The organism is Snodgrassella sp. ESL0253, assembly GCF_013344965.1.
GTDB classification, from domain to species: Bacteria; Pseudomonadota; Gammaproteobacteria; order Burkholderiales; family Neisseriaceae; genus Snodgrassella; species Snodgrassella alvi_B.
In genome coordinates this window covers 1-20,822 of the sequence record NZ_JAAEDQ010000018.1, presented here as the reverse complement: position 1 = coordinate 20,822, position 20,822 = coordinate 1, and the positions used below count along the sequence as shown (strand labels likewise).

Genomic DNA, 20,822 nt, shown 5'->3' with positions numbered 1-20,822 from the left:
TTTTACCTTTGATAATTTTTTGCTCTTTCTTTCCAATAACCTTCTCTCCAGTTGTCAAATTTACTTCTATCAATTGGAGTTGCCGATTTAGTATTGTAATTCATATGCAAGGCTTTGTGATTGTTTTGATGGCTTTAATTCACAATACACACGTTTATGATTCCATTTATAGCCGAGCTTTCTGATGCGATTAAAACACTTGGGAAAGCCCCAGCGTACATGCCTGTCAGTGATAGCACTGAGTACTGACATAATCACTGAATCACCTTGTAACTTTGGTTGATAATAGTAAGCACAGCGGCTTAGGCAAACAATAGGGCAACTCATTGTAATAGTAACAGGATGACTTTCTTGTAATTGCACAGCCCAAGCTTTACGTGCCTTGGTAGGCACTATAGCTTTTTTATGATTTCCTCATGAAACTGAGATTTTAAACTGAGCTCGGCAAACATCTGCTTAAGCCTGCGGTTTTCAGCTTCCAGCTCCTTTAAACGTTTGATATCGGACATTTCCATACTACCGTATTTTTCCCACCATTTATAAAAATGGAATTGCCGATGCCATATTTACGGCAAAATTCTTTGACAGGAATACCGGCTTCAGCTTCTTTTAAAATAGATACGATTTGATGTTCAGTCATCTTTTTCATGTTTAAATCCTCTGTGGGTTAATGAAGAGAATTTTCTACTTCAGAGCTGTACTATTTTAGGGGATAGTTACAATTACTAAATAATTGATGAAATCTGTCTAATGAGTTTTTGTGTAAAAAATAATCCCGACTTTAAACCGGGATTAACATCTTAGAAAATTTATGAAAGTTTATCTTTTAAATTTTTTAATTTACTATTTATAGATAAATGATGTGCTTATTTTAAAGCATAATCAAAGTACATCTATTGACATTCCTTTATCCTCTTATACAAAAATTCTAAGAAATTCTGTGCATAAAATAAAGACTCATCCTTTGACCAATAAATATATATTGGACATTCATTGTTTTCATATTTTGTATAATCAAAGAAAAATTCACCATCAATATCCGAATGACAGACTGCTAATTGTTTATCTGTTGTCAGTTTATTTTTTAAATCTATAATATGATTGTAAACTATATCTTCACCATATAATATATCGGTATTAGAATCATAGGAATCATAGTAATCAAAACTATCATTAAGACTAAATATTTCATCTCCACAAATTGATCCGCGAGCATAATGATTTAAAAACCATTTGTATGAATCAGTAAAAGGTAGCCCAATAAAATCTTCTGCTTTTTTTATATGCAGTGCACTAACTGCGTCTTTGGCTGTTCCAAAGTCAACTAAATTCTGATTTTGTTCAATTAAATTTATTACATCATTTTTTGATATATGCTTCATCATTTTACCTTTGATAATTTTTTTGCTCTTTCTTTCCAATAACCTTCTCTCCAGTTGTCAAATTTACTTCTATCAATTGGAGTTGCCGATTTAGTATTGTAATTCATATGCAAGGCTTTGTGATTGTTTTAATGCATGGTGCCAGGTACTATACCATTCAGGCTTTAAGACAACAGACATACGTTTACGAATTGTCCATCTTTACCTTTAGGAACTCTTCCATAAGCCATTCTATTCAGATTAAAACCAATATCAATTCTTCCTTTAACAAGCCAACTTGATTGAAAATCACGGTTCAATAAGTCATTGGAGATAAACCTTATTTCCTTTAAAATCTATCGGGTCTTGTATTCAGTATTTTCTTTGTTGTTAAGTAGGTGTTATTTCTCCTCAACACACAAATCACTGATTCCTTTTGTTTTTCTTGCCAAACCTTGCCTACTGTCTAAATAACTACTAACCCAATCCCCAAGTTACTATCCAATTCAGTAAGTTATATAACACTCATCAATCTGGTCTATATCATATTTATCTTTTATCGAGTTAGTAAGCAAAACTGATATTATCTTCGGTTAATAGTGCATCGCCCATTCCTCCCAGAAAATCACTAGCGACTTAATAGTCCCCTATAAAAAAATCCCAGCTTTTAAACTGAGACTTGATATTAGTTCTATTGATCACTTAAAACCTTAATAATTACGGACCATGCCATTTGAGCTCTTTTCTCAACTCAGGTGGTACTAAAGCGAATAATTTCTTAATTCTTTCAATTTGTGCCACGTAACTATATGATAAATCAGAATTACAATTATCATAATAATACTTAGCGTTATAATTTAAAAAAATAAATCTTTCGAATCTATACAAGAATTTGCCCCTACAATATTCCACGGTAAAGTATGTGCTAGCTCGGCTTCAAAATAACTTGATTTATCCCTAGCTTTTACAAATGGATTACGGGATTGAACATTTCTAATAGTATATAGTGCTATATTTAGCATATCAGCATAAATCATAACTTTATCTGTCATCTTTTTTTCCTTTCGTAGAATAGTTAAACATTACTTAGTGAGTTATTATATTTTCCTATTACCTATTTTCAAATATCTTTATCTATATATTTATTTTAATAAATTACCAATAAAATTAATATATTGAATAACACTTATTAAAGGCGTAAACTTTATTTTTTTAGATATTTAATAATCTTAAATCCCAATCCAACTAATAACCACGGAATACAACCAAAATCAATTAAAAATCCTGAATAAGCGTATTGGTTATATGGATCTGGCAAATTAGATATGCCTACAAATAATAATATCCCTCCAATAAACAGCCCATATGATGAACTTTTATTTTTTAAAATATCATTATTAATAAATATCAACCAATTCATACATGAAACATATAGTCCAATTACAATAATAAAAGTATTTATCAGAACCATAATATTAACACCCATGATTATCTAACTTATATCTGATTTTCTGGTAAGCAGCTCCAGCGGAAGCACTCTTGCCTACATCTAAAATCCACCTGAATTACTTGGGTTATACATTTTTAATTAAAAGCGAATCCTTTCCAAACGCCAAGCAAAAACCAAATTTGGGAGGATATTTTAATGCATTAGATGGAACAATAAAAGGCAGATGTAGCAAGTTCAGAGCAATCAAGTTATCCATTGTATATAACCAAAGGCATAGGCAATACCTTTCCATCTCTACTGTCCTCTTAAGTTTACCGTCCACTGTTTGATTAGCCAGGTTATCAGGTAGTTATAACCTGTGTTTTTTAAGGTAGGATTATTGTCCAGACCGGCCGATTACAATGGGCTGGTTCACCACACTATATCTGGCAACCAGCCATACGCTACCTGTATTGTGTCATGCTGATCCAGCACAACTATCAGGCTTTCATCGCTGTACAGGTAATAAGTTGTTTCGCCATGGATAGTTTTGCAGACATGGTGGCCAAACTTGTTCGAAGCAAAGTACAGTAAAAAAAATTTTAATCAATAAGAGCACCCCTATATACCAAATATACAAAACAAATCATATAAAACTAATTATCTTCATACCTTGAGCTATAAGATTGTATATAAAACTACAACCAAATAATTTATTGGCTATAATAAATTGAAATATTTAAAATAAAGAGTTATCAGCTTCTTTAACAAGTTTCAAATCTTGAATAATGATTGAATTTAACTTCCTACTAACATTAGCAGAAAATTAAATTCTAACTAATTAAAATACACCATCCTTCGTTATATAAATTGCATCAGACTCATGTGGTACAGAATTTTCCCAATTCATGGCATTCAATATCTCAAGCGCCATTTGTCTCATTATTTCCCATTCCGCACAATTGCAAAGTGCTTCATTATCCCAATATTGAATATTTTCAGGACCGCTAATAGACTCCATATAATCATCCAGTTTTTTAAAAGCTGCACGTTGCACATTATTTATTTTTAAAGATACCTCCACATCTTCTAAAACCTCATATTCAATACCCCAATCAACTGCTAACTCTTCAGCCACATTAGAAAAATCAGGAAACAAGCTTTTCTGAATTTCACAAGGCAAAGCTATTACTTGAGTAAGCCATTTAAGTTTGTTCAATTTTTTCATCCTATACCCTTTAAAACTCAAATATATTTATAAGTAAGATTAGTTTAAAGTATTAATTTCTTTTTTACTACAACTTTTTATTGGCATAAATTTTTAAAATAGAATTATTTATTATTCAAACTAAAAACCCAGTACTTAAGTACTGGGTTTTTAAAACTACTAATTTTTTATGTTTCTTTTATATAACGATCAAGATCACAAGATCCTGGAGATTCTTCAATATATAATCTTTCACAAGATGGACATTTATAGACTTCAAAACTCTTACGGTTAAAAGCACTTAAAAAATCTTCTGATGTAAATTTCTCATTCTCAGACCATGTATTAATTATATTCCATAAATCATTATCAGAGATTAAATCATAAACGAAATCTTCCTCCAATGTATGAATACGCATAATAAATCCACATCTGCACTGAACTTTTGGCATAGACTAATCCTAATTTGAGTCATTTAGTAAAAACTATATTAATTAACTTAAACTTTAAATATCTATTTTCAAGATCGATCATCTAAAATATTTATTATTCAATAATATATATTTTTAGATATACAATAATTTTAGTTTGCTATAACAAAAAAGCCTAGTATTAAACTGGGCTTTTGGTTTACCTATACATTAACTATACATTCTAGGAAAATACTCGCTGATTTTATCATTATCGAATAATCTATCTTTTGTAAAATCAACTGTATCAGATACAGCAATTGCTGGCCGCAATTCTTTTATAAAATTTTCGATAGAGGCATAGACTGTGGGGATTAAAAACCTGAAATAATCCCCCATTTTGGTTTTTCCCTTATAGCCGACTACAAAATCCTCACCATGCGTGCAACTTTCTACTGCGTAATAGACAAACAAACCTTTTTGAGCAGGTAAACCCTCATCAGAAATAACATTCTCACGTTTAGACTCTTCAAATACTTGTTTCTCAATCTCTTTTCTATTCTTATATTCCCTATACTTAAGACCTGAATATAAATCCAATATAGTTTCTCCATGTTTCTTATATGAATACTGACTATACATGTCCAAACCTTCGAATATATGTTCCATAAAAGGATCTAATAATGATATTGAATGAGGATTTGATAGTAGAGCCTTAGGCAAATCTCCCCAGCAGTTATTCACCATTACTGCAATTTTTCCATATTTATCCATTGCAGGCCAGAGAAATATCGTTCCAAAGTCTGGTTTCCAATTCACATTCAAATCTTTAATACTCATTCAAAATTCCATTCTTCCTATGTTGCTTTACAATTATTACAAGTATCAACTTATGCATCTTTATCATATATTTTTTACCATACATATTGCTTGGTTTCAATGTTTCAGTAAATTTAATCCTTGCTATAGCTACTCCTTATTCGACTAATTGAGTAACAACATCCATTTACGTACAACCGTCAATTACATTATCATCAAAGTTAGTTTTTTAATATCTCTTTCTAATTCTTTTTAAGAGAATCTTCCGTTGTTTTATCTAACGGGCTAGATTTTATTAAATTATTATGGTATATCGCAATTTGCTAATATTTACTTCATATTACGGAAATCATTCTCGAGATAGATTATTAAATGCCTACGAATACGTTAACTGGCTAAAATATTAGCTCATCTCATCAATAAAATGAACTTATATATAACTAACTAATCGATTTATCTTATTCAATTGAAAAAACACTGCTATACAGATTGGCGCTAGCACTTACCCTCAATTTAGGATTTTTCGATATATCTGCTAATTTTTATTGATTCAAAATTTGCTAACAATATAAAATCAGAAAATACTACCTTTTAAATTGAAACTAACCTACATTTTATATTATATTTTTTAACTGATAAATCAGCATAAATATATTTATAAATTAATAATTTACCACCATTTAGAATAATTATTAAATTCTTTTCTGATAAGACTGCATTCATCTTCAGTAATAACGCACTTATATCCGGATTTCATTAAAAACCCTTGAATGTCTTGTCGTTTAACTAACCATATAAGTTTTATGCATTCAGAAGTTTTATTTATTCTAATGAAAAATTTCTTATTCATATCATTCAAAATTGAACTTTTACCTTTATTCAAATTTTTGATAAAGGAATCTAAGACACTACAATCTATCAATAGTTCACCACTATAGTTGAATTTATAATTAAATTTATTTACATTAACATCAACTCTAAATTTTATAGATGGTAAACAATCATCAAACTCTAATTCTTCAAATATTATATCTATTGGATAATTTAGTTTAATACTCATTTAAGCTCTCTCTTAATTTATTGTGCATGCGTTACCATATAGCTTCACATATTTGCAGTTTACTATAAAATAAAAAAGCCCTGTATTAAACCGGACTTTCGGTTTACCTATACATTAACTATACATTCTAGGAAAATACTCGCTGATTTTGTCATTATCGAATAATCTATCTTTCGTAAAATCAACCGTATCAGATACAGCAATTGCTGGCCGCAGTTCTTTTGGAAAATCTTCGATAGAAGCATAAATTGTAGGTATTAAATATCTGAAATAATCCCCCATTTTGGTTTCACCATCATATCCAACTACAAAATCATGACCTGGCTTGCAACCTTCTACTGCGTAATATACAAACACGCCTTTTTGAGCAGGCAATCCCTCATCAGTAATGACATTTTCACGTTTAGACTCTTCAAATACTTCTTTCTCAATTTCTTTTCTATTTTTATATGCCTTATAAGTAAGACCTGAATATAAATCCAATATAGTTTCTCCATGCTTATTATATGAATACTGACTAAATTTATCTATACCTTCGGTAATGTGTTCCATAAAAGGGTCTAATAATAATATTGAATCATAATTTGATAATAGAGCCTTAGGTAAATCCCCCCAGCAGTTATTTACCATTATCGCAATTTTTCCAAATTTATCCATTGCAGGCCAGTCAAATATTGTTCCAAAGTCGGGCCGCCAATTTGCATTTAAATCTTCATAACTCATCTAAAATTTTCCTCCGGCCATGTTGCTTTACAGTTATTATAAGTATCAACTACAGCTCCTTTATTATACGTATTTTTTCCGTATACATGTCTTGGTCTCAATGCTTCTGTGAACTTAATTCTTTCTATAGGTACTCCTTGTGCGACTAATTTATTAGCAGCATCTAGTTCTGCACAATAACCTATTTTATTATTACATAAATTAGTTTTTTTCCTATTCTCCCTCAACAAAATCCATCCGTTTCTTGCTTCAACCCACTGACGTTGTTACTTCTACCAGTTGCAATTAAACCTGTTTTGTATCATATGCAGCAACCTTTGTTGTAATATCACCAGCTTTATCTTTAGAAGAAAAAGCATTGATTGCATCAATTAATTCTTTTTCAGCCGCAGCACGTAAGGCCGCTTCTTGTGCCTTATACGCTTTATAAACTTTATATGCCTTAGCAAAATCTATAGATGCTGTAACTACCCCCTAAAATAGAACAGCGAAAAAGTAGAAAATTCTCTCTATCAACCCACAGAGGATTTAAACATGAAAAAGATGACTGAACATCAGATAGTATCCATTTTAAAAGAAGCTCAAGCCGCTATTCCTGTCAAAGAACTTTGCCGTAAATATGGCATCGGTAATTCGACTTTTTATAAATGGCGGGAAAAATACGGTGGTATGGAAACCTCCGATATCAAACGTTTAAAGGAACTGGAGGCTGAAAACCGCAAGCTTAAACAGATGTTTGCTGAGCTCAGTTTAAAATCTCAGCTTCAGGAGGAAATCATAAAAAAGCTCTAGTGCCTACCAAGGAACGTAAAGCCTGGGCTCTGGAGTTACAAGAAAGTCATCCTGTTACTATTACAATGAGTTGTTCTATTGCTGGTTTAAGCCGTTGTGCTTACTATTATCAACCCAAGTTACCGGATGATTCAGTGATTATGTCAGTACTAAGTGCTATTACCGATAAGCATTTACGCTGGGGCTTTCCCAAATGTTTTAATCGCATCAGAAAGTTCGGCTATAAATGGAATCATAAACGTGTGTATCGGGTGTATTGTGAATTAAAGCTTAATCTCAGGGTAAAGCGTAAAAAACGTATTCCACCACGCAGCCCAGAAAAGCTATCAATACCGAATAAGCCAGGTGAATGCTGGTCTATGGATTTTATGAGTGACAGCAGTCGCAATCAACGACGCTTTAGAACTTTCAATGTGATAGATGACTTTAATCGTGAGGCGCTAGGCATTGATATTGCGGTCAGTTTGCCGGCTGGCAGGATTACCCGTTATCTGGATAAACTGGCCGAATATCATGGTTATCCACTCAAAATGCGAGTAGATAATGGGCCGGAATTCACCGGAAACACGTTTACTAATTGGGCAAAATCACATGGTATAACTATAGATTACATCAACTCCGGCAGCCCATATCAAAATGGCTTTATTGAACGATTTAACCGTTCGTACCGTACAGAGGTACTGGATTTATATCTTTTTAATAATCTGGAACAGGCAAGGAAGGTAACCGAAGAATGGCTAACCATTTATAACACCGAAAGACCTCATGAAGCACTAAATAATATGACGCCGATTGAGTATAAAACACTAAAACAAGCAGCATGATTTTCTACGTCAGTTTTGTACTAACTATGGGGTATTTACAAAAGCACTTAAAAAATCTTCTGATGTAAATTTCTCATTCTCAGACCATGTATCAATTATATTCCATAAATCATTATCAGAAATTAAATCATAAACGAAATCTTCCTCCAATGTATGAATACGCATAATAAATCACATCTACACTGAACTTTTGGCATATACTAATCCTCATCCTTTAAGACTCATATCAATTTATAAACTAGGCCATTATTGTTCATTAGAGTTTTTCATGATAAAAGCTCATATAAAGTTCTGTGACAATAATTTTAAATAGCTTATATCATATTAATCCCAGTTTAAAACTGGAATATGCATAAAACATATATTAAGATTTAATTTATTAATAACTCTGATTTCATTCTATTTGTGATATGGTAAGTGCTCCTGGTTGAATTGTTGCTGGCAGTTTATGTATTATACGTCTCACATCCATTGGTAATTCTAACAATGTTAATGGAGTAGTTGGTTTCGCTACTAAAAAATAAGTATTTGTTTCAAAGTCAATATCATAGCTAAATAAACCTTTCGATGCAGCTTCAACATACGAATGCAAACAAGCTTTTTTTCTTTCTTCTATATTTTTAAGTAAAAATGCACCAGGTTCAGTAAAATCAGGTAAATGACTTTCTATAATATCAACTTTACAATGATTATCTAAATTATCGAAATAATCGAATAATTTATCATAATTAATTTTAGATTTTCTTATTTTTTTAGGAACTGCACATGTACCTCCTGAAGTAAAATGGGCTAAATAGTTGTTATTAAATACAGCATACCAATCTAAATCCCATATATCCCATCCATCCCAACCATCAACAGAATTTTCTATAATTTTCATATTCATAACTCAGGTCCAAACATAGCTGTACAATTATCACACCGTTTTACAGGCTTCAATTTCCTAGGGCGCAAAGCCCCAGAAATATCAATGTCCTTTGCTTTAAGCCGAGGGTTTTGTAGCATTAAGTCATTAGCAGCACGAAATTCGGCGCAACGCCCTACTATGTTATCACATTTAGTTTTTGTTCCCAATCCTCCCAATTTATCCGCCATGTCTTTTAATTCGGGAGCTACTTTTTCTGGGATATTGCCATTTGTATTCAAAGCATATTTTCCTGTATTTTTATCCACAGCTACAACTACTGCTGCAGGCTTTTCTTTAGTATTCTTTACATAATCTACAAATTCTTTATTTGCTTTTTTTATAACCTCTATAAATATTTACAGCACGCCCTAACCTAAATGCATCTTGTGCCATACCAATATAAGTACAATATCGATATGCATCTGAGCATTTATCAACACCACCTACATTAGTTTTATCTCTCAACCATTCGGTTACCCCAAAGCTCATGTAGTCCCCATATCCTGCAAGACAATTTACAAGTCCTTGAGAGGGCACCCAACTAGTAGTATCGTAAATAAATTCCCCAGTATCATCCATACTCCATAAACCATATGGGTCGGCATACTTCAATGGATTAGCATTGGCATAGCCATACAGATTCAATTCACTCATTACATCCCGTGAATCCACTTCTATACAGCGTCCTGTGTGCGGATTATCGTGTCTGACTAAGTTATAATATAAGTCACTTCCCTGACCATACTGACCCGGCTGGCGCAGGTTCAGGATTTTCTAGTTATTTAAATCCAGTTAGGCATGACCAAGGGCATCGCTTCTGATTTTCCAGCTCTGTTTTCCGTTGCTGTCTCGCACCAGATGTGTCATGCCTAGATGGTCGCTAATCAGGTAGTGATAGCTGGTATTTTTCAGAATCTTGTCTTCGCTCAGATTAGCCTGCCACAATAGATTGGTGCATTAGTCGCTGTCTGGCATCCAAGCATACGCTACGCATATTTCATTTCATTCCAGCAAGTCTTTGCTGCAGTAGATATAGTAAGTAATCTTGTCATTAACGGTTTTACTAATACGCTGGCCAAACAGGAGGGCATATTTCTAACTGGCCAGTATACTAGTATTGTTACTGACTTTGCTCAGGTACTCGGCTGCATTGTAGCTGAGTTTTTTATTGATACTTTCTTCTGTTGATAACTGGCCATTAGCGGTACAGGGCAGGCTGATCTGCTGTTTACCTTCTCGCCATTTAATTAGTTGGTTGAGTTCTTTAATACGACCACTCTCCTGCTGGCCGGACATTATCGGTGCGGCTTTCAATGGCATCGTAGTTCTAGGTTTTACCATTTAAATATTTGTCCCACTGTTTCAGCGGAGAGATCAAATTATTTAATAAAAACATTATTCAATGATCCTAACAAATATTATTTCTTTCCAATAAATCAAAATTCGGATCAAAGCCTATAGAGTGAATTGTATCAATTTAATCTGCATCTACCTATATTATTATCTTAAATATACTTTACCAATAGTCATAATGAAATATAGAAAGCTATTTTTTTAAATCAAAACACCATAATACAATTGTTGTCATCGTCCTACCAAAATTTAGTTTATCTCCTAACTTTATTTCATCACTAACATTTGGATAATTCATTTGACGCCTTGTTATATTCACTTAACGATATCCAGAAAACTAATAATTGAATATTTGAACTAATATCTAATTATATTTAACCCAACCTTTTTTACTATTATTTCAATTTCTCTTTTTAATAAAATCTTGTTTTTTGAAATCAAAAATTGGTGTGTTAAATCATATCCAGTAGTAGTAATACAACCTAATAAGGGGTAAATCAATGTACATAGTTTTTTTTCTTTAAGAATATTATTTATTATGTACATATAATGATTGAATGATACAATCTTTCTAGGTTTTTCATCAATTATAGCTATTACAATTCCTCTTGATAATTTAAACAGAATCTTATATATAAATACAAATTTTCTTTTTATTTTATTAAATAATATTTTCTTTTCTATATTACTTTTAATGTCGGCATAAGAGACTAAATATGCATTAATGTATTCTTCTTCATTCAGAATGTGGTCAAAAATAGAGATACTAAAAATAAAATAATCTTTTATCAAGAAATCAAAATTTTGAAAATCAATTTTTATTAATTTATCAATTGCATGTTTCATTCTCTTAAGTATTTCCTTTCTTTAATAAGTGTACCAATTCTAACATCTTTTTTATTATATAACCGCCTACAACTTCCACCGTGTCCCTCATCTTTAGTCTTAATTGGCGTGTAACTCCTCCCCTAAAATAGTACAGCCTTAAAATAGAAAATTCTCTCTATTAACCCACAGAGGATTTAAACATGAAAAAGATAACTGAACATCAGATCGTATCTATTTTAAAAGAAGCTGAAGCCGGTATTCCTGTTAAAGAACTTTGCCGTAAATACAGCATAAGTAATTCAGCTTTGATAAATGACAAGAGAAATACGGAGCTATGGAACCATCGGATATCAAACATTTAACAGTTTTTATCATTGTCATCTGATTAAAAATATTTACTATTAATAGCAACAATCAATTAACTCACTTTTTTAAACAGTGAGTTAATTGATTTACTCATTTGTGAAATGCATATTTTTATCAGTATACATTAAAATCTATATCAGCACTGATACTTGCTATGAATTTCAATACATCGGGTTTTAACCGCATTACAGGATATTCATCATTTTCTAAACGAATAACTACATCAAAAAGCATATCTATATTTAGCTCAGACCTTATTCGATTTAGAATATCCTCTTTACCTTGTATTAAACCAATTATTTTTTTTAATTGAATATTAATATCGTCTGATTTTTCATAGCCAGTGTCTATACACCATTTTGTCTCTACTGCCGGCCAATTTTTTCCTTCAGGAACAATCCCCTTGATTATTGTACTATTTGGAAGAACATTTAAAAGATCAGTTATAGCACTCGGTTGAAAATGTTCACCATAAATGTCAAAAGCAACTTTCACGGATGTCGTTTCCATATTTAAATACCTTTATAAAATATAACCTGTAGGGATACCATTACCTTTAATTCCTTGTTTTCTAAGAATCCACAACTATCCAGTTTTTTATCAACATATATATCATAACGTTTAATCTGTGCTTTGTGTCCTAAAAATTCCTGTTCTATTTCATGAATATCATGACCTCTTTGCTTCAGATTTTTATTGGCAACTTTTTCAATATTTAAGGTTATCCTTTCCATTGTCCTGATCATCAAGGTCTGGCAGATTGGGAACTTTCCCTATATTTGCATTGTCTATTTCAGCATCTTTAGTCTTGAATTTTCACCATTCAGTATACTATTATCATATTGAGCTAAGCTTTAACTAAAAGATTTTTCAGCTAATATCGATAAGTATAACAAGCAAAAGAAAGCAATGGAACCTCCTTCAATCTTCAGTTTTGTCAAGCTGTATTACATACTTCCTAGTCCCCTTTTGAATTAGTATAATTTAAAATATTTACTGGATTAAAATTATTCATCTTCATCAAGTTTTCCAAAGACACTTTCTACTTTTTCCCAATATTTCTTGTAATAAGTTTCATATTTTTCTTTATCATATAATCTTTTATATATATATTCACGCCCATAAATAGCATAAGTAACACCTTCTCCTACTTCTCCATCTATTTCCCATTGTTTAAGGATAAACAATTGAATTTTTTCATCCTCGGATAATTGATTTAACTTTTTAACTAATACTGTTTCCTTTAATCTGGAGATAAACATGTAACGGTTTATATCCTCGTTGCTTAACATATTACAAGATAACTTCCCAAAAAAAGAATCATCATTCAAAACCTGACGAGCATAACGAGCCAGGCAATAACGATGTGGCCTTTTCCAATCAATTGGTACTTTTAATTTACTAATACACTCATGTGCTTTAGATACCCAAGATTTTTTATCCGTATTAAAAACATTAAAAGAAGTATAAAATTCAAATGTATCCAACCTATAAATAATAATAAATACACCATAATCATCCATACATGCAACATTAGCTGTGAAGTAATCATTTTTAGCCAAACATTCTGGTATTATCATATCATTCATATTTACTCTATTAATTTAATTATAAAAATAAATGTAAGAAGATAAATTTAATTATACTCACTTTTTAAATGATCTGGGACTGGTTTTTTATTCCCTATTTTTCTCCATGACATTGCCTATATTTCATCCGTTTCTGAATCATAATCACATTCATTATCTTGAGCTGCCTGCACTAAACTTCTCAAAGCATTTAAAATCATATTGTATCTTTTCCTATACTCTCATCCTCCCTCGTTATATTGAACTCTCTCCAGCGTCCTTATTCCTATGCACATTATTAAACAATGAATATCATGTTTTAGTCGTTTACAACGCGTTCCTCTATCGTTTACATCATGCCAATACCCTTTTTTTCAGAACATTGCCTAATCAATTCTGCTTCATCCGGATGGTCTTCTGAATTAATATATGGCAATTCATCAATTACTCCAAATATTCAACTACTTATATTTGAATATAAACCAAATTGCGCATCTGGCAATGATTTATTACATACAGGAGACACTATACATGCAGCTACAGCGAATGCAGCAGCTACTGCCACAGGTATCATTACGTGAGCAATCTTCCCAGCCGGATCACTGTATACCAGTGGATTCCTACCTACATAACCATAGGTATATATTTCCCCAGCCAATCCTATCGGATCACTCTGAATATACCGTCCAGTCTTGGCATCGTAATCACGTAAAGAGTTATATGACAGTCCGGTCTCTGTCTCATAGTACTGTTCCGGAAACCGCAGGTTTATGGTTATCTGGTTGTTTACATCCAGTTCACTATTGCCAGACGTATCGCTATGGAATGCTTTCAATTGTTGCAACTGTATTCAATATCACTGCCCAGTATCCTAATTTTTTAATCAGGTTATTGTTCTAAGCGTAGAAAAAGGAGATAAATTAAAAATATCTATAAAAATCTGATTACTATTATATGTTTACTAAAATTTCTATCATATGTGAATATTAATTTATTATTTATACTTTGATTTTATCGATTAGTTTTTATACTATTCTATTTTTTGCATAAATTAGGAGCTATAGTATGCGCAAACACAAGTATATATCTGTTTTTTGCAGATAATTCACCTATAACATACCAATTCTGGCGTGGCTCTTTCCAAATATTATATTCTGAATACATACACCACCCTCTATCTATTGTTTTATCGATTTTCTTTAATTGTGCCATCTGAATACCATTTAAATATAATTGTCCTTTGTTTTCTATTTTATTATTTAAGGTAAAATAAACTTCAAGTGCATTTGTTTCAACATCAGTTTTAACATAAATATTTCTGGATTCTTGTGGAAAGTTTTCTGGTAACCAGCTATTCACGCCATTATCAGGTAAAATATCTGTATATTTTTCATAATATGAAACTTTTGTTGAATCCAAAAGATTACATCCATAAAGAAAAAATCCATATAAACATAATAATTGTATATAAAATTTTATCATTATAAATATCCCTCATTTTCTAATACTACAATCATTTTCTGAAGATCAGGATTAATAAATTTCTCATACCTATCTAGACAACTGATGTTAACAGCACAATTTAATCCATAATCGTTTACTTTTAGATACTCATTTTTATCTTTAACCATTTGCTTGTGAGAAAACCTTTTATCCAACCCATAAATTCCAACATGTCCTTTTAATATAATCAAAATTTTCTTTTATTCTAGCATACCATTTACTCAATTTATTACTTGCATCCTTATCCTGTCAGACTCGACAGAATGCCATGCAATGAAAAAATAGATCTAATGAGTCTAATCAAAGTCTTTTCACCTCATTTAAAATGAGACGAAGGATATTGAACGTATATCCGTACTAATACTTAACTCAATTAATACACTATTTTCATTTACTATATAATAATTTCTTTATCCCAGTGAATCAATAATTTTTAACGTATCATTATTTACATCACCACAAGTATTTATTCCACCTGCCAACCTATCGGATCACTCTGGATATACAAGCCAGTCTTCACATTGTAATCACGGAAATAGTTATATGACAGTCAGGTCGCAGCATAGTACTGTCCCGTAAACCACAGATTCATGGTGATCTGGTTGTTTGCGTCCAGTTCGCTGTTGCCAAACGCATCGCTATTGATTTTCCAGCTCTGTTTTCCATAGCTGTTTAGTGCCAGCTATGGGGTGCCCAGATGGTCGCTTATCAGGTAGTGATAGCTGGCATTTTTCAGGGTCTGACCTTCGCTCAGGTTGGCCTGCCATAAGGGACTAGTACCCTAGTCGCTGTCTGGCTTCCAACCATACACTACGCGCATTTTGCCATTCTGATCCAGTTCGGCTATCAGGCCTGCGCTGCTGTACGTCTATCAGTTGGTTGTTGGCGTTATATTGATAGCGGACCGTCTGTTCGACATTGTCTTGTCCAGCGGCAATGTAGCTTTGCTGACTGATGTTGCCGGCTGCATCGTATTGATACTGTATGCGATTGCCATTGGTCTGTTTCTGTTCTATCAGCTGGTTGGCATCGTTGTAGCTGTATTCAACATTATTGCCCAGTGTTTTGGTTTCAATGAAAATAATTTTTTAACACTTCAGCAAACTAAATCAGTTTACAACTAAAGCTTTAACTTTGAAATTAAGTTTAAAGCTTTTGTTAAAATTTAATATTAATTTATTCGTCAATAATTATATCTTTAAATTTTTCCGAAATATTAAATATAATATCAAGACAAATAACTTTACATTGAATTGAGAATTCTCCAAATGTCATCATATATCCTTTAATTTTATCAGTAGAGTGATTTGAAAAATATATAAATTGCTCGTCCGTTAAAATGTTATCCAAATTTTGAACTATAATTATAGGTATATAACTACCTTGGAAACCATCGCCTGCATCAAAGTCGTCATTTTTTATTGAAATATATTTGACATTCTTGCATATAATTTCACCTATAGTCTCACCATTGTTATACACACTTGTCAATTCAAATGAGATATCATTACCATATTCTAGTATTTTAATATCTCCTAAGCCTACATCTTCTATCTTTTTCATTTTTTACCCTCATAATTTATTTTACAAAATGTCCTGTTGAATGAGATTGATCCTCTAATCTCTCACCCCAGTAATTTTGTCTTTCATTATACTTTTTCAACCCATCTTTTCTCCAGACTCTTTGAAGCCTAATTACTTCTCCATTTGGTTTTATCCAAACTTTTGATTGATCAGAATTTCTAACCCATTTTTCATAACCACTCGCACTATCAGAATTCCTTGTAAACAATTGTTTTTTTAAAATATTCTATTAATTCTTTTTTTTTGTTTTAGGTAATTTTCTTTCAGAATTTTTATTGTTTTGCTTATCATCAGGATCCGGCGGATTGGGTGCCCCCTCCTATTATATTATGGCTACTTGCGTCATTTATTTCTACATTCTCATCTCTACAGTCATCATCTGCTTTATCATTAAATATTGGGGGTGTAATTAAACTTTTAATACCCCATCTGATTGCTTCTTTTGCCATATATCTGCAAGCTGGATTGGCTGCACATAGTCGTATCCCTGCTGTTGCAATTCCTGCTCCTGCAACTACCCGCCGGAGCAATCTCCCCAGTCGGATCACTGTATACCAGCGGATTCCCACCTACATAACCATAGGTGTTTATTCCTCCCGCTAACCCTATCGGATCACTCTGGATATACCGCCCAGTCTTCGCATCGTAATCACGGAAATAGTTGTATGACAGTCCGGTCTCTGCATCGTAGTACTGTCCCGGAAACCGCAGGTTCATGGTGATCTGGTTGTTTGCCTCCAGTTCACTATTGCCAAACGCATCGCTATTGATTTTCCAGCTCTGTTCTCCGGCGCTGTTTATAGCCAGTTGCGGGGTGTCCAGATGGTCGCTTATCAGGTAGTGATAGCTGGCATTTTTCAGGGTCTGACCTTCGTTCAGATTGGCCTGCCATAAGGGGCTGGTACCCCAGTCGCTGTCTGGCTTCCAGCCATACGCTACGCGCATTTTGCCATTTTGATCCAATTCGGCTAGCAGGCCTGCGCTGCTGTAGATATAGTAGGTGGTCTCGCCGTATACGGTTTTGCTGATACGCCGGCCAAACGGGTCGTATTCGTAGCTGGCCAGCTCGCTTGTGTCGTTACTGACTTTGCTCAGGCGTTCGACTGCATTTTAGTTTTTATTTAAAATAAATTAATCTTTGAAATTATCAATTATTTCCAAAGAATAATTAATTTAATAAAATATAAATATAATATATATTAATTTTAATATAATTTTTAACAAAAATCCCAACTTAAAAGCTGGGATTTCGTATTGACTAAAATTTTTTAATATCTATAGCATTTTTTAAATAACAATAAGATTATATTTAATTAATATATATCTGTATCTGTATCTGTATCTGTATCTGTATCTGTATCTGTATCTGTATCTGTATCTGTATCTATTTCTATAGTTAATTTAGCATCTAAAAGAGATATAAAATCTAAAGTATTTCTTTTTAGGTAAATATCTGATTCAATATCATTATAGATATAAGCAACTATAATAAACATATAATATAAATTATATTCTTTCTTTAATTTGAGTAATATTTCAGTTTTATCTTTAAGTCCATTAATTATTTGACATAATTGCTGATCTAAATCATTTATTGAATTTTCATAATTACGCAGACACCAAGTTGTTTCTATAGCTGGATGGTATTGTCCGTCTGTCATACTTCCTTTAATTCTGGTTTCTGTGGGCAAAATTCCTAGCAATTTTGTTACCTCATCAGGATTAAATTCTTCTCCGCACATAGCGAATTCTACCATTACTGTCGTTTGTTCCATTACAAACTCCTATAAATAATAACTAGTTGGAATACCTTTTCCAGCTCCACCCTTCCTAAATATCCATAACTCTTTGGTATCTTTATTAATATATATCCCACTTAGACAGATCCTTTTTACCTACATTGTCTGCCTTAAATTCATGTGGATCATGCCTTTTTTCTTCAAATAGCTATTCTTTACTTTTTGTAAATTTCTAGGTTTATCTTTCCCATTATCTTGATCATCAGTATCAGGCGGATTTGGTGCTCCTCCTATATTTACATCATCTATTTCAACATAGTAGCAATCAATTGTCCCACTTTTTTTAAAAAGTGGGACAATTGATTTACTAATTTGTGAAATGCATATTTTTATCAGTATACATTAAAATCTATATCAGCACTGATATTTGCTATGAATTTCAATACATCGGGTTTTAACCGCATTACAGGATATTCATCATTTTCTAAACGAATAACTACATCAAAAAGCATATCTATATTTAGCTCAGACCTTATTCGATTTAGAATATCTTCCTTTACATATTATTTTTCCCATAAATTCGCCTTGATTATATACACTGAGTAATTCTAAAGAAAAATTATAACCATATTCTATAAACTCAACCGTACCTAGACCAATATTATTAATTTTTTTCATATCCCTTAGATCCTATATTTAACTTATAAAATGCCCTAGAGAATACATGACTACTTGGTCTTATCTCGACTTTTACATTACATATTATTTTATAGAGATAAGATCTTTCTTTACTATATTTAACACATCAAGAAATTCATCTAAAGGAAATTTAAATATAGTTTCTTCTTCTAGCAACCGGGAATCATAAAAGAACTCTATTTCAATATTATCAACTCCTTTATCTTTATTTAATTGACATAAAATTTGTCCTTTGAAAGAAATTTCAATAGTTAAATACTCGTATTTACTATCACTGAAATAATCAATTTGAAAATCTGATTTCATAGAATATTACTCCCATTTTGGATCTAATACACCAGAAAATGAACCATCTTTATTATAGCGAACTCCTTTACCGTTTGGTAAACGATATTCTGTACCGCCTCTAGACAAATTCTTTTTCACAGTATTTTTATTTTTCAACACATATTTTACAAAATTCTCTGCCGCTGCATTTTTTTGAGATACATTACCTTTTAATGGTTCATATGTCCCGCCCGGTCTTCCTGAATGCTTATCAAAACCTCTTGCAGCCGCGGATAATCCGTGTTTATTTATAGCTTTATTAGCAGCATCAATCAGATCTTGGATATCTTCTGGATCATCTTCTAGCTCATCTTTAGGACGTTTATCTTTTGATTTATCATCAGGATCAGGCGGATTTGGTGCTCCTCCTATATTTGCATCACTTATCTCAACATCTTTAGTCTTACATTTCTCACCATCCGATATTTTATTATCATTAAGCGTAGGTACTGTAGGTAAAGGCTTAAGTAAACTTTTAATACCCCATCTGATTGCTTCTTTTGCCAGATATCTGCAAGCTGGATTAGCTGCACATAGTCGTATCCCTGCTGTTGCAACTCCTGCTCCTGCAACTACCGCTGGAGCAATCTCCCCAGTCGGATCACTGTATACCAGCGGATTCCCACCTACATAACCATAGGTGTTTATTCCTCCCGCCAACCCTATCGGATCACTCTGGATATACCGCCCAGTCTTTGCATCGTAATCACGGAAATAGTTATATGACAGTCCGGTCTCTGCATCGTAGTACTGTCCCGGAAACCGCAGGTTCATGGTGATCTGGTTGTTTGCCTCCAGTTCACTGTTGCCAAACGCATCGCTATTGATTTTCCAGCTCTGTTCTCCGGCGCTGTTTATAGCCAGTTGCGGGGTGCCCAGATGATCGCTTATCAGGTAGTGATAGCTGGCATTTTTCAGGGTCTGACCTTCGTTCAGGTTGGCCTGCCATAAGGGGCTGGTACCCCAGTCGCTGTCTGGCTTCCAACCATACGCTACGCGCATTTTGCCATTTTGATCCAGTTCGGCTATCAGGCCTTCGCTGCTGTAGATATAGTAGGTGGTCTCGCCGTTTACGGTTTTGCTGATACGCCGGCCAAACGGGTCGTATTCGTAGCTGGCCAGCTCGCTTGTGTCGTTGCTGACTTTGCTCAGGCGTTCGGCTGCGTTGTAGCTGTAGCTGAGTTTTTTATTGGCATTTTCTTCTGTAGACAGTTGACCATTGGCGGTATAGGTTAAGCTGGTCTGCTGTTTGCCTTCTCCCCATTTGATTAGCTGGTTGAGGTCGTTGTACTGCCACTCGCCTGCCTGCTGGGCGCTGCCTAT

Annotated in this window: 30 protein-coding genes and 3 pseudogenes; 2 read left to right on the top strand and 31 right to left on the bottom strand. The window is 32.9% G+C overall.

Features of this window, described 5'->3' with window-relative positions; translation table 11 throughout:
• Positions 1 to 2: 2 nt before the first annotated feature.
• From GYX26_RS11780 to GYX26_RS10875, 11 genes and pseudogenes are all read right to left on the bottom strand, one after another.
• On the bottom strand, positions 3 to 104 hold the full coding sequence (locus GYX26_RS11780) for a hypothetical protein (RefSeq protein WP_174829266.1): 102 nt from the start codon (positions 102 to 104) through the stop codon (positions 3 to 5).
• A gap of 323 nt (positions 105 to 427) precedes the next feature.
• Positions 428 to 649, bottom strand: a pseudogene (locus tag GYX26_RS10920) (transposase); the annotation flags it as partial.
• Between the two features lie 244 nt (positions 650 to 893).
• On the bottom strand, positions 894 to 1,421 hold the full coding sequence (locus tag GYX26_RS10915; protein WP_238791283.1) for an SMI1/KNR4 family protein: 528 nt from the start codon (positions 1,419 to 1,421) through the stop codon (positions 894 to 896).
• Positions 1,382 to 1,489: a hypothetical protein gene (locus GYX26_RS11775; RefSeq protein ID WP_174829262.1), complete on the bottom strand. Its 108-nt coding sequence runs from the start codon at positions 1,487 to 1,489 to the stop codon at positions 1,382 to 1,384. Before GYX26_RS11775 ends, GYX26_RS10915 begins: the two co-directional genes overlap by 40 nt.
• A gap of 729 nt (positions 1,490 to 2,218) precedes the next feature.
• Positions 2,219 to 2,413, bottom strand: coding sequence for a hypothetical protein (locus GYX26_RS10905; RefSeq protein ID WP_174829261.1), 195 nt, complete (start codon positions 2,411 to 2,413; stop codon positions 2,219 to 2,221).
• A gap of 152 nt (positions 2,414 to 2,565) precedes the next feature.
• Complete coding sequence (locus tag GYX26_RS10900; RefSeq protein ID WP_174829260.1) at positions 2,566 to 2,847, bottom strand: hypothetical protein; 282 nt, start codon at positions 2,845 to 2,847, stop codon at positions 2,566 to 2,568.
• Positions 2,848 to 3,631: 784 nt separating this feature from the next.
• Positions 3,632 to 4,018, bottom strand: a complete 387-nt coding sequence (locus GYX26_RS10895; RefSeq protein WP_202984318.1) for a hypothetical protein — start codon at positions 4,016 to 4,018, stop codon at positions 3,632 to 3,634.
• 167 nt (positions 4,019 to 4,185) lie between these two features.
• Positions 4,186 to 4,449 (bottom strand): hypothetical protein, encoded by a 264-nt coding sequence (locus tag GYX26_RS10890; protein WP_174829259.1) that lies wholly within the window; start codon positions 4,447 to 4,449, stop codon positions 4,186 to 4,188.
• A 189-nt stretch (positions 4,450 to 4,638) separates the two neighbouring features.
• On the bottom strand, positions 4,639 to 5,247 hold the full coding sequence (locus tag GYX26_RS10885) for a hypothetical protein (protein WP_174829258.1): 609 nt from the start codon (positions 5,245 to 5,247) through the stop codon (positions 4,639 to 4,641).
• Between the two features lie 649 nt (positions 5,248 to 5,896).
• Positions 5,897 to 6,286, bottom strand: a complete 390-nt coding sequence (locus tag GYX26_RS10880; RefSeq protein ID WP_174829257.1) for a hypothetical protein — start codon at positions 6,284 to 6,286, stop codon at positions 5,897 to 5,899.
• Between the two features lie 114 nt (positions 6,287 to 6,400).
• Positions 6,401 to 7,009: a hypothetical protein gene (locus tag GYX26_RS10875; protein ID WP_037408153.1), complete on the bottom strand. Its 609-nt coding sequence runs from the start codon at positions 7,007 to 7,009 to the stop codon at positions 6,401 to 6,403.
• A gap of 534 nt (positions 7,010 to 7,543) precedes the next feature.
• Here GYX26_RS10875 and GYX26_RS10870 point away from each other — a divergent pair.
• Positions 7,544 to 8,625, top strand: a protein-coding gene (locus GYX26_RS10870) for an IS3 family transposase (protein WP_370520888.1) whose coding sequence is annotated in 2 segments (ribosomal slippage) — positions 7,544 to 7,787 and positions 7,787 to 8,625 — 1,083 coding nt in all. Because the reading frame shifts where the segments join, the coding sequence is not laid out codon by codon here.
• A 394-nt stretch (positions 8,626 to 9,019) separates the two neighbouring features.
• Here the strand turns inward: GYX26_RS10870 and GYX26_RS10865 are convergent.
• The 6 genes from GYX26_RS10865 to GYX26_RS10840 all read right to left on the bottom strand — a co-directional run bounded on the left by GYX26_RS10865 (position 9,020) and on the right by GYX26_RS10840 (position 11,731).
• Positions 9,020 to 9,511, bottom strand: a complete 492-nt coding sequence (locus GYX26_RS10865; RefSeq protein WP_174829256.1) for a hypothetical protein — start codon at positions 9,509 to 9,511, stop codon at positions 9,020 to 9,022.
• A complete protein-coding gene (locus GYX26_RS10860) occupies positions 9,508 to 9,798 on the bottom strand; it encodes a hypothetical protein (protein WP_174829255.1) in 291 nt (96 codons plus the stop codon). Before GYX26_RS10860 ends, GYX26_RS10865 begins: the two co-directional genes overlap by 4 nt.
• 58 nt (positions 9,799 to 9,856) lie before the next feature.
• The gene (locus GYX26_RS10855; protein WP_238791285.1) at positions 9,857 to 10,294 is read right to left on the bottom strand and encodes an RHS repeat-associated core domain-containing protein; all 438 of its coding nucleotides are present in this window, start codon (positions 10,292 to 10,294) and stop codon (positions 9,857 to 9,859) included.
• A gap of 30 nt (positions 10,295 to 10,324) precedes the next feature.
• Positions 10,325 to 10,477 (bottom strand): hypothetical protein, encoded by a 153-nt coding sequence (locus GYX26_RS10850; protein WP_174829254.1) that lies wholly within the window; start codon positions 10,475 to 10,477, stop codon positions 10,325 to 10,327.
• Between the two features lie 150 nt (positions 10,478 to 10,627).
• Complete coding sequence (locus GYX26_RS10845) at positions 10,628 to 10,873, bottom strand: hypothetical protein (RefSeq protein WP_174829253.1); 246 nt, start codon at positions 10,871 to 10,873, stop codon at positions 10,628 to 10,630.
• Positions 10,874 to 11,242: 369 nt separating this feature from the next.
• Complete coding sequence (locus GYX26_RS10840) at positions 11,243 to 11,731, bottom strand: hypothetical protein (RefSeq protein ID WP_174829252.1); 489 nt, start codon at positions 11,729 to 11,731, stop codon at positions 11,243 to 11,245.
• Between the two features lie 182 nt (positions 11,732 to 11,913).
• Here GYX26_RS10840 and GYX26_RS11770 point away from each other — a divergent pair.
• A pseudogene (locus GYX26_RS11770) lies at positions 11,914 to 12,010 on the top strand (hypothetical protein); the annotation flags it as partial.
• A 183-nt stretch (positions 12,011 to 12,193) separates the two neighbouring features.
• Here GYX26_RS11770 and GYX26_RS10830 read toward each other — a convergent pair.
• The 14 genes and pseudogenes from GYX26_RS10830 to GYX26_RS10770 form a co-directional block, all read right to left on the bottom strand.
• Positions 12,194 to 12,589, bottom strand: a complete 396-nt coding sequence (locus tag GYX26_RS10830; protein WP_174829250.1) for a DUF4279 domain-containing protein — start codon at positions 12,587 to 12,589, stop codon at positions 12,194 to 12,196.
• A gap of 2 nt (positions 12,590 to 12,591) precedes the next feature.
• Entirely contained in the window at positions 12,592 to 12,813 is a 222-nt protein-coding gene (locus GYX26_RS10825; protein WP_174829249.1) for a polymorphic toxin type 33 domain-containing protein, read from the bottom strand.
• Positions 12,814 to 13,086: 273 nt separating this feature from the next.
• The gene (locus GYX26_RS10820) at positions 13,087 to 13,668 is read right to left on the bottom strand and encodes a hypothetical protein (RefSeq protein WP_174829248.1); all 582 of its coding nucleotides are present in this window, start codon (positions 13,666 to 13,668) and stop codon (positions 13,087 to 13,089) included.
• Positions 13,669 to 14,104: 436 nt separating this feature from the next.
• Positions 14,105 to 14,491 (bottom strand): RHS repeat-associated core domain-containing protein, encoded by a 387-nt coding sequence (locus GYX26_RS10815; protein WP_194240729.1) that lies wholly within the window; start codon positions 14,489 to 14,491, stop codon positions 14,105 to 14,107.
• A 191-nt stretch (positions 14,492 to 14,682) separates the two neighbouring features.
• Complete coding sequence (locus tag GYX26_RS10810; RefSeq protein WP_174829247.1) at positions 14,683 to 15,129, bottom strand: hypothetical protein; 447 nt, start codon at positions 15,127 to 15,129, stop codon at positions 14,683 to 14,685.
• A gap of 794 nt (positions 15,130 to 15,923) precedes the next feature.
• Entirely contained in the window at positions 15,924 to 16,166 is a 243-nt protein-coding gene (locus tag GYX26_RS11765) for a hypothetical protein (protein WP_370520889.1), read from the bottom strand.
• A gap of 160 nt (positions 16,167 to 16,326) precedes the next feature.
• The gene (locus tag GYX26_RS10800) at positions 16,327 to 16,713 is read right to left on the bottom strand and encodes a hypothetical protein (protein WP_174829246.1); all 387 of its coding nucleotides are present in this window, start codon (positions 16,711 to 16,713) and stop codon (positions 16,327 to 16,329) included.
• A 438-nt stretch (positions 16,714 to 17,151) separates the two neighbouring features.
• Positions 17,152 to 17,679 (bottom strand): RHS repeat-associated core domain-containing protein, encoded by a 528-nt coding sequence (locus GYX26_RS10795; RefSeq protein WP_174829245.1) that lies wholly within the window; start codon positions 17,677 to 17,679, stop codon positions 17,152 to 17,154.
• Positions 17,680 to 17,739: 60 nt separating this feature from the next.
• Positions 17,740 to 17,829 (bottom strand): annotated as a pseudogene (locus tag GYX26_RS11760) (hypothetical protein); the annotation flags it as partial.
• A 218-nt stretch (positions 17,830 to 18,047) separates the two neighbouring features.
• Positions 18,048 to 18,509, bottom strand: a complete 462-nt coding sequence (locus GYX26_RS10790) for a DUF4279 domain-containing protein (RefSeq protein WP_174829244.1) — start codon at positions 18,507 to 18,509, stop codon at positions 18,048 to 18,050.
• A 356-nt stretch (positions 18,510 to 18,865) separates the two neighbouring features.
• Positions 18,866 to 18,985: a DUF4279 domain-containing protein gene (locus GYX26_RS11755; RefSeq protein WP_174829273.1), complete on the bottom strand. Its 120-nt coding sequence runs from the start codon at positions 18,983 to 18,985 to the stop codon at positions 18,866 to 18,868.
• 13 nt (positions 18,986 to 18,998) lie between these two features.
• Entirely contained in the window at positions 18,999 to 19,151 is a 153-nt protein-coding gene (locus GYX26_RS10780) for a hypothetical protein (RefSeq protein WP_174829243.1), read from the bottom strand.
• 84 nt (positions 19,152 to 19,235) lie between these two features.
• A complete protein-coding gene (locus GYX26_RS10775; RefSeq protein ID WP_174829242.1) occupies positions 19,236 to 19,478 on the bottom strand; it encodes a hypothetical protein in 243 nt (80 codons plus the stop codon).
• 6 nt (positions 19,479 to 19,484) lie between these two features.
• Positions 19,485 to 20,822: RHS repeat domain-containing protein (locus GYX26_RS10770; RefSeq protein WP_202984317.1), on the bottom strand; the 1,338-nt coding region annotated here is incomplete at its 5' end.